Below are 16,089 nucleotides of genomic sequence, written 5' to 3'. Positions count from 1 at the left end.
TGTTAAAAGTAAATTGTGCTTATTTTTATGCTTGAAAATAAGGTGTAGATTTTAATTTTTATCATGAGTCAGAAGAAGTTTCAATAGCTATTAAACTCCTGAATTTTTAAATGCAAACACAAATGTTAATACAGAGACGATTATTCCAACCATAAAAATGTTATACGTTATTCGTAGTAAACGGTATTTTCGTTCCAAAACCAAACCCAAATAATACAAATCTTTGATCATCGAGTTGTATAGATATTCACGGTCTTTCATCATTACATTCACAGCATCTTCATAATCTTTGTAAGGCATTTTATAAAAATTGCCAAAAAACAAAAGATTCACTTTTCGTTCTTCCACATCTTTTTGTGTAAACGTACCTGAAGTTACTTTAGGTCGGGTTGAAAGTATTGCAAAAATAATAGTAACCACACTAAACATAACCAAAACAAAAGTAGGTATAATTAAATGTACGTTACTTGGACTGTCTAATTTAGGAATCAATGTAGACAAACTTATCGAAATAATAATTGCATTAACCGAGAGCAAAATATTTGCTTTACTATCGGCAATTTCACTTAAACGAGTATGATTATTGAGTGTTACACGAAACATTGTATCGATGCCACGTTCAGGCTTATCTTCTTTTATTTTTTTTGGGCTATCTGTTGAATTTGCATCAAAATTATTCATGAGTTTTTTTATCCTTTTTTCAATTCTAGTGATGTTTTTTTCCTTGCTCGGTTGCCAAAAAGTCAATGCAAACGGGGTATAAAATTGGTGTTTTTGCGAAAGCATTTGTAGGTTTTCTTTAGCCCATTCTACATCTGTAAAACTCTTTTTACAAGTGGATTGCCATTCTTCACGCAAAAATTCGCAAATAGTTAAATAATTATCATTCGCAAAATGGAAATAATCTGCATCACGAATAATTTGTTCTAATTCATTTTGTGGTTGATGTGTAAAGACCGTTGCCATTATCAAATCAGCAACAGCTAAAATGAATTGTTCTTCACAATTATGCTCTTTCAAAAATTCGGTAGCAATTTGAACACTTGCCACTTCATGTTTTTCAGTTCCAAAAATATAGCCTGTGTCATGGAACCATGCTGCGATTAATAATTTTTCAGTATCTTCGTTTTGAACTTGTTGATAGTCTGTAATTTTTGTAACTGATTGAACTACACCCACTGTATGATTAAAGTTGTGGTAAACAAAAGTAGTGGGTAACTTCTCTTTTAACAAAGTTGACACATGTTGTTCAGCAAGTCGGATCAAATTCATATACTAAATTTTATTTTCTACTAAATTATGAAAATGTTTTCTGTTTTCATTAAACTGGTTACAAATTATAAAAAAGGAGTACTGCTACTTTCTTCGTTATTCATGCTTTCTTGTGCTACGCATTCTGTTCAAGTTGGAAAAAGTGCAAGTAGTGCCGTTTATAATCAAACGATTGACACCTCAAGAATAAGTCATAGTTTTTTCTTTATTGGCGATGCAGGAAACACGATCAACCCGGAAACTATAGAAACACTTAAGCTTTTGAATAACCAACTATCCAAAACGGATAAGAATAGCACTTTAGTATTTTTGGGAGATAATATTTATCCGAAAGGAATGCCTGCCAATCAAAATGACCCAAACAGAGCGGATGCCGAAGAAAAATTAACGATTCAACTTGAAATTGCTAAAAAGTTTAAAGGTAAAACCATCTTTATGCCCGGCAATCACGATTGGTATAATGGTTTAAAAGGATTAGAAGAACAAGAAAAATTTGTCACAACTTTTTTAAATGAAAAAAAGGCATTTTTACCTAGAAAAGGTTGTGCCATTGAAACCGTAAAAATCAACGATTATATTGGAATGATAGTGGTTGATAGCGAATGGTTTTTGCAGGATTGGGATAATCATCCAACCCTAAATGACGATTGCGACATTAGAACCAAAACTGAATTTTTTGATGAACTAAAAAGTGAAATCAATAAAAATCAGAACAAGTTTACTATTTTGGCAATTCATCATCCATTGATGAGTCATGGTCCACATGGCGGAAATTATTCACTTAGAAAACATTTATATCCAATAAATAATAAAGTTCCGCTTCCTATTGTAGGGTCCCTAATTAATCTTTTACGGAAAACTACTGGTGCAAGTCCGCAAGATTTGCAAAACAAACAGTACCGACACCTCATCAATATGATTAAACCAATGATTCAGAATCGAGATAATGTTTTGGTGGTATCCGGTCATGAACATAATCTTCAGTATATTGAACATGACGGTGTGAAGCAAGTCATTAGTGGAGCTGCCTCCAAAAAAGAAGCGGCGAGAGCCATTTTTACAAATGATTTTTCGTTTGGCGGTTTTGGATTTTGCACTTTAAAAGTATATGAAAACGAATCAGCTTTACTTACTTTTTTCGGTACTGAAAATAGCGAATTAAAAGAATTACATTCCGTTAAAATTCCAAGTCCAAATGAAGGATTAACTGAAACTAATTACTCAGAAAACAACGCTGTAACTGTCAAAACATCTATTTATTCACCTGAATCAACACAAAAAAGTAAGTTTTACAAATTTCTTTGGGGAGAACATTACAGAGAATACTATGGTTTGCCAATAGAAGCAAAATCCGTTCAACTCGATACACTTTTTGGCGGAGTAACTCCAACCATTTCCGGCGGGGGAAATCAATCAGAATCACTTCGATTAGAGGACAAAAACGGAAAAGATTACGTGATGCGTGCCTTGAAAAAGAATGCCACTCGTTTTTTACAATCCATTTTTAGAGATCAAAATGCTGTATCGGGTTTTCAAAATACGTATGCAGAAGAATTTATTTATGATTTTTATACTTCCGGTCATCCTTTTACACCTTTTATTGTTGGTAAAATGGCTAATAAAATTGGAATTTATCACAGTAATCCAACATTATATTTTATTCCGAAACAAAGCCGTTTAGGTAAATTTAATGATTCGTTTGGAGACAAATTATATTTGGTTGAAGAACGCCAAACAAACGAACATCTTGATTTAGAAAGCTACGGAAAACCTCTAGATGTATTGGGAACAGATGAGGTACTAGCAAACATTCGAAAAGACGAAAAATATCAAGTTGATGAAGAATCTTATATCAAAGCTCGTTTGTTTGACATGTTAATTGGCGATTGGGACAGACATCAAGACCAATGGCGTTGGTCGGAATTTAAAGAAGGGGATAAAGTGATTTATAAACCCATTCCTCGCGACCGAGATCAGGCTTTTGCAAAAGTAGATGGTAACTTAATTAGTTTACTTCTTAACATTCCCGGAGTTCGACATATTACCAATTTTAAAGCTGATTATCCAAGTGAAAAATGGTTCAACTTTTCGGCACACAGCTTAGATGTGGCTTTTATTAAAAATGCGACAGAAGAAGACTGGAAAAGGCAAGCCAATTTCATAATCAACGAATTATCAGACGAAGTTATTGACAAAAGTTTTGCCTATTTACCAAATGAAATTAAAGATGATGATACCACACTTTCTATCAAAAACAAATTAAAATTCAGAAAAAAAGGATTAGAAAATTTTGCTTTAAGCTATTATGCACTGCTTCAAAAAAGAATCATTCTAACCGGAACGGATAAAAAAGATAAATTTCTAATTGAACGTTTATCTCATGGAAACACAAAGGTTTCATGGTTTCGATTAAAAAAAGAAGGAGAAGAATTTCAATTTTCAAGAACCTACAACAAAAAACAAACCAAAGAAATATGGATTTATGGCTTGGATGACGACGATCAATTTGAAGTAAAAGGAAAAGAAAAAAATAACATCACTATTCGATTAATTGGCGGACAAAATCACGATAACTATGCAGTTGAAAATGGCAAAAAAGTAAAAATATACGATTATAAATCAAAGAAAAATACCGTAAATGTTCAAAACTGTACGGCTGTTCATTTAAAAGATGACTATGAATTAAACGAATACCATTATAAAAAACCAAAATACAATCACACTTTTTTAATGCCGATGATTGGTTTTAATCCGGATGACGGTGTAAAAATTGGCGGAACATATAGTTTTGTAAAACAAGGATTCATCAACAATCCGTACACCGCCAAACACAATGTGAATGCTAATTATTATTTTGCTACAGAAGGTGTAGAATTAGGTTATAAAAATAGTTTTACCAAATTGATTGGTGAATGGAATTTAGAAATGGAAGCCCGTTATACTACTCCAAATTTTAGCATCAATTATTTTGGATATGGCAACGAGACTGAAAATTTTGACAGTGAAGAAGGAATGGATTATAATCGCGTTCGAATTCAAATTTTAAAAGTGGCTCCGTCTTTAAAATATGTTGGTCGTTTTGGCAGTGAAGTTACCATTCAAACTTCCTTTGAAAATATTGAAGTAGAGGAAACTTCCAATCGATTCATTAATGAACCCGGATCCATAAATTCTGAAGTTTTTGAATACCAGCAATTTGCCGGAGCTTCATTTAAATATGCTTTTAAAAACTATGATCGAGAAGCTAATCCAACCATCGGAATGCGATTTGCTATTCAAGGAACATGGAAAACCAATTTATCCGACTTTAAACGCAATTTTACTTATTTGGAGAGTGAATTAGGCTTTAGTCATCAACTAATTACATCCAATAAATTAATTTTAGGAACGTTATTGAAAGGAAAAATGCTTTTGAACAATAATTTTGAATTCTATCAAGGAGCAACATTAGGTGGCGATTATGATTTGAGAGGTTACCGAAATGAACGTTTTCTGGGGAAAGAATCGTTCTTTCAAAGTACCGATTTACGTTGGAATATCGGGAAAATAAAAACTATAATTCCAATGAGTTACGGAATTCTTGCTGGATATGATTATGGAAGAGTTTGGTTAGATGGAGAAAATTCTAATCAATGGCATCAATCTGTTGGAGGAGGAATTTGGCTCAATGGATTAGATTTAGTAACAGCACGTTTAACTTTTTTCAATAGTCAAGATGGTAACCGAATTGCTTTTGGATTAGGTTTTGGATTTTAATTTTATGATATATGGATAAGTTCCTGAAACTCTTACTTGTATTTTTTGCCTGTCAACATTTTATTTACGCCCAAACGGATAGTCTATCCATTCATCGCGACACGTTGGTTTTTAGCGAAATTAAAAATGATACACTAGTTAAAGAAACCATTTGGCAGAAGCTTAAATATGATGCTCGAAACGGTGCAAACGGTTTTCTTTACACATTTGCACAACCTACCCGTTGGGACAAGAAAGACCTTGCGTATTTTGGTGGTACTTTGGTGGGAACGGGAATTTTATATCTAACCGACGAAGAAATCAGTAGTTTTTTTAGAAGACAAAATAATGATATTCCACCTTCTGTCAGTGAATTTGGTTTTCGATTTGGAAAACCATTAGTAAATTATGGTCTAACAGGAAGTGTCTATTTGGTTGGATTACTCTCAAATAACGAAAAAATTCGTTACACAGGAGTGCTTATGATTACCTCTGCCAGTGTGAGTGGTTTACTTCAACAAGTGATGAAAACAGCGGCAGGACGAGTGAGACCTTCAACGGGATTAGGGCATGATTATTTTGATCCTTTTAATGGCACACCAGCTTTTAGTTCTTTTCCTTCAGGTCATACGGCTTTATCCGTTACAACTTGTTATGCTTTGTCAAAACAATTTAAAAGTCCATGGATTAAAGGAGGCTTTTATGTGTTAGGGATGGTTTCACCTATGTCAAGAATTTGGGAAGGTGCTCATTGGGCTTCGGATGTCTTTTTAAGTACCGTGATGAGTGTGGCCATTGTTGAATGTGTTGATTCTTATTTGAAAAGAGATGCTAAATATAAACTCAATCCCGAAGAACAAAAAAATAAAATTTCGTGGAATGTTAGAATGGGTTATAACCAATTAGGTTTAGTGGGTACTTTTTAAGGTATGAATTGAAACCTCATAGAGATTTCCACCTCTTTTTTTAGTTCTTTCATCAGCAATTAACAGTTTATCATTGTCTTTAAAACTTACTGCTTCTTTTTGACTATAATGATTTAGAGCAAGTTCTGTTATTTTACCACTTAAAAAGTCATCATCGTTGAATTCTTCAAAAAGCCAAATGTTTTTATGACCTAGCAAGACAATTTTTTTTTCATCGGGGCTAATGGCTGCACCTGTTATAACGCAAGAATTATAATTTGCACAGGTTTTAAATTTTCCAATTAACTGAGCAGAATGATTTCCGACAATTGCGGGGATTTTGTAAATTAACGTAGTCCCGTCAAATCCTTTACTTCTGTTTTTTGTGAATAAGTAAAAAGCGTTTTGATAAATAAAAAAAGCTTCACAATCATATAGTTTTTCTTTTTTCTTAGCCGGAAAATGAGTTTGCTCGGGATAATTAAAATTTATTTTTTCTACAGGTAATGAAGGGTTATTTGGTGAAATTTTATAAATAGCTAAATCTTTTCGATCATTATCATTATTTCCAAAATCGCCGATGTATAAGTTATTATTATCTCGAGTGAGGTCTTCCCAATCAATATTGGGGATGTCATCCAATTTAATAGTATGTTCCACCATACCATCGTACTTTATTCCGTATATTTTGGATTTATTTCCGCTGTCTTCAATCATCCAAATTATACTATCGGTTGCAACCATGCCGGAGACTTCAGAAAGATTTTGAGGTAAAGAAACAATTAAATTTACAGCATTATTTTTATCATTTTGACATGATACATAAACGGTAAAAATCACTAAATATAAAAAAGTAATTTTTTTTATTGATTTTAGGAAGTTATTAATAACATAAATTATAACAGCAGTTTTCAAAAGTTTCAGCGTTTAATTAAGGAGGAAATTTTTTCGAAATGGATTTTCAAATCGCTTTAGCAAAGTTATTAAAATATGTGTAACTATGTCTATAACTTGATTTATCTCTTTCATGGACGTATTATTTAGCAAAGTAGATTTAAGTCTTGGTTTTCTTAATGAAGAAATTATTTTCATAGCCCAATAACTAGAGTTACTAATGGATCAGTTTTTAAACTTTCATACTCTTTGTCGGTGAATTCACATTTTGAATCGATTAGTTTTAATTGGTTTTTTGTACATTACAAATTGACAAATTACTTCATAGCCACATTCCCCCAAACATGTAACTTTTCTTCAAACGGAATCCCTGCATTCGCCGGACTCGTAGAAGGTAAAGTCATTAACTGATAGTGATTGGCTAACTGAACATACTTTTTGAAATACTGTGCCGCTTTTTGTCCATTAAAAAAGATTTTTACAATTTTTGGATGAGTAGCTAAGAAATCTGTAAAATCATTCGGAATTTCTTGTTCAATGGCACTGTCTAAACTTCCTTCTCGCACGCAATTTTGCAGTACATCCCAAAGGGCAATGTTATGGTTTAGAACTAACTTTTTTCTAATTTCATAATCGGTGGAGTAGGGTTCCTCAAAAATTGAAAACAATAATTTCCAAAAAGCATTCCGTGGATGACCATAATATTGGTTTAACGTTAATGAAGCAATTCCGGGCATTGTACCCAAAATCAATACCTTTGCCTCTTGGTTGGAAATGGATGGGAAGGAGTGGATTTTCATTTGGTGGTTGTGGGTTTGATATATTTTAATTGCGTTAATTTACTTGTTGCGGTTCACATTATAATTAAATAACCACTTACTTTTTAGAAAAACAATTTATTAAAATCATTTTTCTTGCAACGTTTTTATTTTGATTACTTCAGTCAATTTTTGTAGTAATCTTTTGGAAACATATCTGAAACCTAATTCCAGAAAAATAAATCGTAGCATTACAATTGCCATCATAAGCTTAAAAATCAGCTCAAATTTATGTTGAATCATTGCTATAATCATTCCGGAAAGCGTGAATAAAATTATCAAAATAAATAAGATTTTTAAGATTTTCCCCGTCTGAATTTCTAACGTTCCTTTTTTATTTTCCAATTTTCCGTGTACAATGCAAAAATCTCCATACAACTTTTTTGATAGTTTTAGTTCAAATTCATTTTCTTTGATTTCGCCAATAAATAGTTGATTATTCCAATTTGTAACATACTGTTCTTTTGATAAAGTATAATTTTTTAAATTTGAAATCGCTGATTCTTTATCATTGAATAATTCAATTGAATACTTATTTTCAGGGAATAGTTTCATTGATTTTGATCCACTTAATTTATACCATTCTTTCCGGATTTCCCATTCGTTTTAATAATCGCAAATGCGAAACAAGTCCGCCCCAATAACTTGTTTGATTGGGTTTTATATTGTTTTCAAGTAAAACACCATACAATATTTTGTTGAGTTTTGGGTAATGAATATGATGGTAATGCGGAAACAAATGATGTGCAATGTGGTTGTTGAAGCCACCCAAAATAAAGTTGGCTGTTTCGCTAAACGGATGCATATCGTTTGAACTTTTAATTTGATTCATTAACCAAGATGTTTTGATGTAGCCGTTTTCATCGGTGGTTGGGTATTCGGTTTCTTCCACGTGATGTGTCATGAAGAAAGTGAAAAGTAAAAATAGGGATTGTGATAAATGCATGAGTAAAAATCCGATTAGCACCACGTACCAAACTTGTCCGGAGAATAGTAGTGGCAATAGAAGAATAAAAGTGAGGTAAACGAGTTTTTGCGTCCAAAAGGAAAAGTGGTATTTTACACCTTTCTTTTCTGTGTATTCATCTTTGGAAAATAGAATAACAAAGTCTTTTATAAAAACCCAAAAAAGCGAATAGGTGGTGTATGCCAATGGTGCATATAGGTGTTGATATTTATGATACCAATGGTATTCACTGTTTGGGATTACTCGAATTAGTTTAGTGATTTTAAGGTCAGAATCATAGTCTTTTACATTCGGTGCATAATGATGTGATTGAATGTGTCGTTGTTTCCAAGCTTCTGCGTGAGCACCCACAATGGTGTAAATAAAAATAAAGCAAAGGTTGTTTAGTTTTTTGTTTTTGAAAATAGTGTTATGTGAAAAGTCGTGCGAAAAATTGAAAGCAAACAGTAACGAAACAAATCCGTAAAGTATAAAACTAAGAATAAAATACAAGGAACTATTTGCTAAATATAAAAGAGCATAAGCCAACACCGAAAAGAAGAAATAGAAAATGAACTTCGTCCAAATTTTCCATAAGAAACTGCGTTTGTTGATGTGTAGTTTCTCATCTACTTGTCGGTAAATGTTTTTTAGCAAATCGCTGTCTTTAGCAATATGAATGTGCTTATCTCGCAAAAGGAATTGGTTTAAAAGTTTGTTGTGTTCCCATCCCTTTTAAAAAACGAAAATGGGAGGCAAGTGATTTTCGGTAGGGCATTTCCATATAAGTAAGTCCATGTTTTTGAGCTGTCTCACGAAATATAGGAAGAATTTCCAGATAATGAACGTGACAAATGTTCGGTAATAAATGATGCAAGGCATGAGCATTGAAACCGCCTAATGTCCAATTGAAAAAAATGCTGTCTGCGTTGTAATCTACAGACGTACACATTTGTAATTTTGGCCAACTCATGTTTAGCTTATTGTTTTGGTCAGGTATAGGATGTTGTACATAATCGGATAAATGGGAAACACCCAAAACACCCACAAATAGAATTGAAACGATAAAGTGATTTAGCAGAAACGCTAATAAAACGGTTGTCCATCCAAAAGGTAATAAGTAAATTGGGATGATAATCATATAGCCAATATAGAGTAGTTTGTAGATAACCAGCTTAACTACTTCGTTTTTGGGAATTTCAATCTTTATGGTTCTACTCGAATAGTTCAAAAGCATTAACGTTTCACGAAAGAAAAACCAATTGATGGAATAAAGAAGGTAAAGGAATGGTGCATAAATGAATTGGTATTTGTGGAACCATTTTAATTCTTGAGTTTCCGTCATTCGGAACAATGGATTGTTGAGTACATCAATATCGCTTCCTTCAATATTGGTGTAAAGGTGATGGGATTCATTGTGGTTTTTTCCCCAAACGTAAGCATTGTTTCCTTGCAGATTAAAGCTGATTGAAAACAAGAGTTTGTTCCAAAATTTGCTTTTTACGGCCACTCCGTGAGCAGCATCGTGCGAAATGTTGAATGCTGTTAGTAACACTGAAAGTCCCATTAACAGATAAAAAGTGTAAAAACCAATTGTTGTAGTGCTTGTAATCATAAGTGCATAAAACAAAATATCTAAACTGAAATACAGTATGATTTTGAAAATCATAATCGTATTGCCAGTTTTCCGAATGCCTTTTTCAGCAAAATACTGTTCGATTCTTTCATTCAATTCTTTATAGAAATCAGAGCCTTCGTCTTTAGAAAATTTTAGTTTTTTCATTGGAATGGTTTTTTTTGATAATTTAAACGATTGAATGGGTTAAAAAAAAATAAATTTTAAATTACAAAGCATAACAATTGTTTAAACGATTATTTGCTAAAAACATTATATTTCGTTATTATTATCCTTTTCCTAAGCCATTTTTTTCTGTTTTTCTAAACTGTCTTCAAGCCATTCTCTTTGTTTTTTTCCTTAATTATAAATCAAACTACTTCTGAGCATAATCTAAGTTGCTCATTTTTTATTAATGAGTTTGAATTTCATACTGATTAGTATTCTTGCAAGACGGTTGGAGAAGAGTTGGATTGATTAGTACATTCAACCTTTTTACTCAATTTTTTCTTCAAGTAATTTAAATTCTTTATCTGAATAATTTAATTCAGTCGCTATTTTTCTTAACTTGGTTAGGTTAATTTTCTTTAATGGAGAATAATAAACATACTGTCCAAAACCACCTAACTCACCCATCGGGCTATCACTTTCTTTTTTCGAGTTTAATAATGGTTTTACAACAAACAATATCTCTTTTATTCCTTTTTCTTCATCAAATTTTATCATTTTTTCAGGTAAATTGGGCGGAATCATTGTCATTGGTAAATTTGCAATATGGGGTAAATATTGTTTCATAAGTTCCCAAGAATCTTCATCTTTTACTGTTGCCATTATATCAGCTAAGTTTGTAATTGTGCAGGTTGAAACATCAAGTTGAAATAGTTTATTTACTTTTTCAATAGAAGGTTTTCCAATTTGTATTAAAATTTCTGTTGCTTTTTCTTCAACTCCATTACCATGATTAGCATGAAGTTTTAAAATGAGTAAACAAACATCAATAGTGAAATTTGGATTATTTTGATTTACAATGTTATTTAATTTCTTGATTTTTTGATCTGATTTATTTTCGTTTGTCCCAAAGAATTTCAATAATTCAAAGTTGTCTTCCGAGTATTCCAAATCAGAAAAGTAAGGAACATTGTCAAAATAAATCGCCATGTTTTTAAATTTGGTAGCTTTGTCTTCATCATTTTTAAGGGCATAAATTTCTGCAAGTTTATCATAGATCATCCCTTCTTTGTTGTTATTTACCAAAAGTTTATTTAATTCGGTTTCGGCATCATTTAATTTATTTTGAGCAATATAATTTTCTGCAATATTGAATACAGCACCGTACTTGTAATCTTCATGATCTGTAAGCGTTTTGAATAGTACTGTTGATTCGTCATATTGTTTTAATAATTGTTGAATTTTAGCAACATAAAATGTTTCTTCACTTCCTTTATATTTGGTCATTAAATAATGTAAATCAACCAAAGCAGATTTTAAATTTTCTTCTTTGAATTGTTCTTCATCATATTTTAATGAATTTGCTTTATATACTGAACTGCCATCAATATTTTTTTGCCCTGTTCCAAGTTGAGCCATTTCTAAGCTCATTTCAGATTTTCGTTTTATCAATTCTGGCACACTTCCAAATTTTTGAATTCCATTTTCAATGATTTCTATACCTTCAAACCATTTGCCATTTCTAAATAAGGAATAGCTATACGTTTCATAAACCTGAAAACAATCATTGTTATTGTCATACATTTTTTTTGCAATTTTAACTGCTTCGGCACTATTGTTTTCTTGAATTGCAATAAATGACGCTTCCAATTCTCTTTTGATGCTTTCATCACATTCAATAAAATTTTCAGTAGTGAGTTTTTCATATTCAAAAGTGTTTCTTTTGAGTTTTTGAGAAAATACTAGTATGGGTAAAATTATCAGAATAATAAGGATTTTCATTTTACTTCGATTTATTGTTGTTTTCATGTATTATTAGTTTAAAATTATCTCCATTTAAAAAAGGAAAATTTACTTCTTACAATTTTAGCCAATGTGTCAAATTTATACTATTTTCATTTCACAATTTGGAAAATATATGTTGAAATTTATTTCATGCAGTAAATAATATGATAGATAGCATTGAATGGTTTTTTTATGCGACGTCTTCTTACAGCAAATTCATGCATCAATTACATCCAATGAGAGGGAGGCATAGCATTGGCGATAAGCCTCCTGCTATTGAGATTCCAATTTTTTTAGATTTAAGCGTGAAATACAGAACATTATTCTCAATTTTTTCAGGAAGTTCGTCCGGCATGCCCATATTGTATATAATGGCATTGTCTAGATTGTTACTCAAAAAAGCGATGTTGCTCATTCCTCGTGGCGAATCCATTTCTCCAATACCGATTATTTTGAAATTCGTAATTATGTGATAGGAATTTTGATTATCTAAATCCATTAATTTTCCTAAATACGTAATTTCCGTTTTTGAGTACTCATCTGTTATAATTTGCTTTTCGTTAATTTTATCTTCAGCAACAAATTGTTTGTAAAAATTTAGTTCAGATAAACCGAAAGCATTTTTTTCTATCAATAATTCTCCATCCATGCTTTTGTCAAAAACTAATGTATCTAATAATAGATCAGATTCATTTTTTTCGATATTGATTTTTACAGCTTTATTATCAGATTCTAATTCATTCATACTGTTTTTCTGTTCAGATTGACATCCAAAAGCTAAAAAGGTCATTAGTGCGATTAAAATTTTATTCATTTTTGAATTCATTATTACTCAAACATATAATTAATAACCTTTCGAATATCCTATCATTTTACTAAAGTAAAAAATAATTTTAACCTATCATCTTCTCGTTGCTGTAAGTTTATAAACCTTAGCAGAATATTAAAAATTAGAGGTAAATTGGGTTTCTATCTAATCCGCTTTTCCTTGTTCCATTAAAAAATGGTTAAGGGTTATCGTGGGAATGGGTAATAGGTTAGAGAACTATATCTTTTCAAATAAAAATTGATTGATTTCTATTTTTTTGTGTTTTCTGTGAAAGCTACTCTTCTTTCTATTCCCAAATTAACACATTTTCCAATTCTCAATGTTAACTTTTACCCTAAACTAAAAACTTAACATTGCCCTTTAACACAAATGACTTAAATTTGCTTAACACGTAGTTATCAATACGTTTACAATTAATTTACAATAAAAAATATGGAAGAAAATAAATCACCCGAAGCCACTTCAAATGAAGTAAAAAAGACGACCACAGAGAATAAGCAACCGGAGGCTAAAAAAGCCACTCCGCGTAGAACACCTGCAGCTGCAAAACCAAGTACGGCAAGAGCTGCCATAGCAAAAACGACTACTGCTAAACCGGCCGCTCCAAGAACCACGGCATCAAGAACAACTACGGCCAAGTCTGCTGCTCCAAAAACGACGGCTACTAAGCCATCTACACCTGCGAAACCAGTAGCAAGTAAAACGCCTGCTTCAAAAACGCCTGCAAACGCAACACCAAAAGTGAAAGCTGTAAGCAAAGTTGAACAGAAAGAAGTTGAAACTCCGGAGTCAATCCAAAGTCAACTTAAAAAATACAAAAAGATGAGGGATAAAATGAAAGAAGAATTGAAAAAAGAAAAAGCTAAAAAAGCCAAAGCGAAAGAGAAAGCCAAAAAGGCAAAAGAAAAAGCCAAAGCAAAGGAAAAAGCTAAAAAAGCAAAAGAAAAAGCAAAAGCGAAAGAAAAAGCTAAAAAGGCAAAAGCAAAAGGCAAAAAAGCCACTTCTAAGAAGAAGAAATAAAGTATATTGTTTTACATAAACTCACTTCTTTCTATTTTTTAGAAGGTAGTGAGTTTTTATTTGGATGGAATTTGTAAATGACTTACAGATGGCTGGTTCAAATTATTTTGGAATAATTCTTTAAATTTTTTTGTCAATTCAACTAGGGTAGAGTTATCTCGTTCAATTAGCACAAAATAGTTAGTTTGCCAGCGTTGCGTTTGTTCTGCTTGTTTGCTGTTAGCATTATCCCAAGGCGGATAAACTCTAATTCCTCTTTTTCCTTGTTTGCCATTACTTGTGATAATTCCTTTTTCCACCAATACAGATTTAGGAAAAATAAATTGCCCTATTTTGTCACCGCTTTTTGAAGTAATTACGATAAAATCAAGGTCAGAAACGTCAAAAGGTGCTGTTATACCTTCGTTGTTTCGTTTCCAAATCGTTACAAATTGCCCTGTTTTGGTGGGTGTGATTTTAGAAACTCGGTATTCCACTTTTTGACCGTCAAGTTCAAATGAACAAGCAGCGTATTCACTACTTTCTGAATGTAGTTTTAAGTTTGTTATAGTGAAACCACATTTAGCATAGACGTCCAGTATGAATTTTAAATCGGAAGATATTGGAAATTCTCTCATCATCATTTTGTTTATCTTCCAAAACGATAATATTCCGCCAACGCATGTTCTTTTCCATTCAAGAAATCAACAATCATTTCCATTCCTTGCACCGAAAAAGTGATGCCGTTTCCACCAAAACCCAACACAAAATGGGTGTTCTCATATTCCGGACTTTTCCCGATATACGGAAGACCATCTTTTGTACTGCCAAACGTTCCTGCCCAACTGAAATCTTCAGTAAATTCTACTTCAGGCATTAACTCCAAGAGTTTTGCTTTTAATTTATCTGCTTTTCGCTCTTTAATTTTTTGTTGAAAGAACTGAAAATTAAAGTTAGAATCTTCGCCACCAATTAAAAAACGACCATCATCGGTGCTTCTCATATAAAGATACGGATCGTCAGTTGTCCAAATCAAAGTGTTTTGAACATTTTTGTTTAATGAAATACCTTGTTCACTAACCGTTGCATACGTATAAAACAAATCGGCTATTTTTTCTTTAAGTAATTGGGTGCTTTCGAAACCGGTGCAACAAATGATTTTTTTTGCTTCAATCACATGCTCATTTTTTAGAATCACTTTGGGGCGAAAGTCGGTTGTGTCAATTTTCTCAATTTCGGTTTGATCATATACTTTCATTCCTCTTTTCACATTCAATTGAATGAGTTCATGAGCCAATTGATACGCGTCAACACTTGCTGCCACATCTGATAAAATTCCGCCGTGTGTGATGAGTCCGTATTTTTTTTCAATCGTTTTGGCATCCAACCATTTTACACTAAGATTATATTTATTCCGAATGTCAAATTCTTTTTTCAGCCAAACTGCTGCTTTTTTGTTGTGAGCCACATACAAACTTTTTTGCATTTTAAATCCGCACTTGACTTTGTTTTTTTTTACCAAAGCTTGTAAATTGAGAATTGCTTCCACACCCGCTTTATAGCATTTCACAGCACCTTCTTCGCCAATCATTTCGACTAATTCATACAACGGAACATCCACTTCGTATTGCAACATACTTGTGGTGGCACTGCTGCTTCCCATGGCAATGTCTCTTTTGTCTATTAACATTACTTGGTGTCCGGCTTCCATCAAAGCATGACTTATCAAAGCTCCTGTAATTCCGCCACCAATCACCAAAATCTCGGTTTCAAGATCTTCTTGTAAGGAAGGATAACTGTATAAAATTCCATTTTTTACTAACCAGAATGATTCAAATGTTCGTATACGCATGGTGATTTTTTATTTAGATACTGCTCTTTTATATATATAAACCCTTTTCTACTACTAGTAGATAAAAGTGTCTTACAAATATAACAATAAGACTGTAAACTTTACTTGATTTAAAAACCGTAGCCTGCTTTACCTATTTTTAATGTTAATTTATTCTGTCATAAACTTTAATTAATGTTTAATTATATTCAAAATTAGATTCAAAAAAAGTCTAAATAATCTGTTGTCGATTAACATTTTAGTAATAAACGAAATCGAAAATTAACCTCAA

Annotated in this window: 13 protein-coding genes; 3 read left to right on the top strand and 10 right to left on the bottom strand. The window is 32.2% G+C overall.

All coding sequences use genetic code 11. The features are described 5' to 3' along the window. Positions 1–90 precede the first annotated feature (90 nt). On the bottom strand, positions 91–1,272 hold the full coding sequence (locus B4N66_RS06535) for a Pycsar system effector family protein (RefSeq protein ID WP_291093289.1): 1,182 nt from the start codon (positions 1,270–1,272) through the stop codon (positions 91–93). Positions 1,273–1,299: 27 nt separating this feature from the next. Here B4N66_RS06535 and B4N66_RS06530 point away from each other — a divergent pair, with 27 nt between their 5' ends. Continuing rightward, complete coding sequence (locus tag B4N66_RS06530; protein ID WP_291093288.1) at positions 1,300–5,028, top strand: metallophosphoesterase; 3,729 nt, start codon at positions 1,300–1,302, stop codon at positions 5,026–5,028. Positions 5,029–5,039: 11 nt separating this feature from the next. Then, on the top strand, positions 5,040–5,933 hold the full coding sequence (locus tag B4N66_RS06525) for a phosphatase PAP2 family protein (protein WP_291093287.1): 894 nt from the start codon (positions 5,040–5,042) through the stop codon (positions 5,931–5,933). Here the strand turns inward: B4N66_RS06525 and B4N66_RS06520 are convergent. From B4N66_RS06520 to B4N66_RS06490, 7 genes are all read right to left on the bottom strand, one after another. Next, positions 5,916–6,827, bottom strand: coding sequence for a hypothetical protein (locus B4N66_RS06520; protein ID WP_291093286.1), 912 nt, complete (start codon positions 6,825–6,827; stop codon positions 5,916–5,918). The two genes, B4N66_RS06525 and B4N66_RS06520, sit on opposite strands and share 18 nt — an antisense overlap. A 296-nt stretch (positions 6,828–7,123) precedes the next feature. Continuing rightward, a complete protein-coding gene (locus tag B4N66_RS06515; protein WP_291093284.1) occupies positions 7,124–7,606 on the bottom strand; it encodes a DNA-deoxyinosine glycosylase in 483 nt (160 codons plus the stop codon). Between the two features lie 105 nt (positions 7,607–7,711). Further along, entirely contained in the window at positions 7,712–8,179 is a 468-nt protein-coding gene (locus B4N66_RS06510) for a hypothetical protein (RefSeq protein WP_291093283.1), read from the bottom strand. Positions 8,180–8,198: 19 nt separating this feature from the next. Continuing rightward, entirely contained in the window at positions 8,199–9,266 is a 1,068-nt protein-coding gene (locus B4N66_RS06505; RefSeq protein WP_291093281.1) for a fatty acid desaturase family protein, read from the bottom strand. Continuing rightward, positions 9,256–10,353 carry a fatty acid desaturase family protein gene (locus B4N66_RS06500; RefSeq protein WP_291093279.1) on the bottom strand — a complete coding sequence of 366 codons (1,098 nt, stop codon included), beginning with the start codon at positions 10,351–10,353 and terminating at the stop codon, positions 9,256–9,258. The genes B4N66_RS06505 and B4N66_RS06500 overlap by 11 nt, the downstream gene beginning before the upstream one ends. A gap of 327 nt (positions 10,354–10,680) precedes the next feature. Continuing rightward, positions 10,681–12,135, bottom strand: coding sequence for a tetratricopeptide repeat protein (locus tag B4N66_RS06495; protein ID WP_291093278.1), 1,455 nt, complete (start codon positions 12,133–12,135; stop codon positions 10,681–10,683). A 226-nt stretch (positions 12,136–12,361) separates the two neighbouring features. Then, positions 12,362–12,952: a hypothetical protein gene (locus B4N66_RS06490; RefSeq protein ID WP_291093277.1), complete on the bottom strand. Its 591-nt coding sequence runs from the start codon at positions 12,950–12,952 to the stop codon at positions 12,362–12,364. Positions 12,953–13,399: 447 nt separating this feature from the next. Between B4N66_RS06490 and B4N66_RS06485 the strand changes: the two genes are divergently transcribed. After that, a complete protein-coding gene (locus B4N66_RS06485) occupies positions 13,400–13,987 on the top strand; it encodes a hypothetical protein (protein ID WP_291093275.1) in 588 nt (195 codons plus the stop codon). A gap of 56 nt (positions 13,988–14,043) precedes the next feature. On the opposite strand, the gene B4N66_RS06480 is transcribed toward B4N66_RS06485, so the two are convergent. Continuing rightward, the gene (locus B4N66_RS06480) at positions 14,044–14,604 is read right to left on the bottom strand and encodes a MepB family protein (RefSeq protein WP_291093274.1); all 561 of its coding nucleotides are present in this window, start codon (positions 14,602–14,604) and stop codon (positions 14,044–14,046) included. 11 nt (positions 14,605–14,615) lie between these two features. After that, entirely contained in the window at positions 14,616–15,818 is a 1,203-nt protein-coding gene (locus B4N66_RS06475) for an NAD(P)/FAD-dependent oxidoreductase (RefSeq protein WP_291093273.1), read from the bottom strand. Positions 15,819–16,089 lie beyond the last annotated feature (271 nt).

The organism is Flavobacterium sp. UBA2787 (genome assembly GCA_002352205.1).
In the GTDB taxonomy this organism is placed as follows: domain Bacteria; phylum Bacteroidota; class Bacteroidia; order Flavobacteriales; family Flavobacteriaceae; genus Flavobacterium.
Note: the sequence above shows the minus strand (reverse complement) of the source record. Positions and strands in the feature narration are given on the sequence as shown.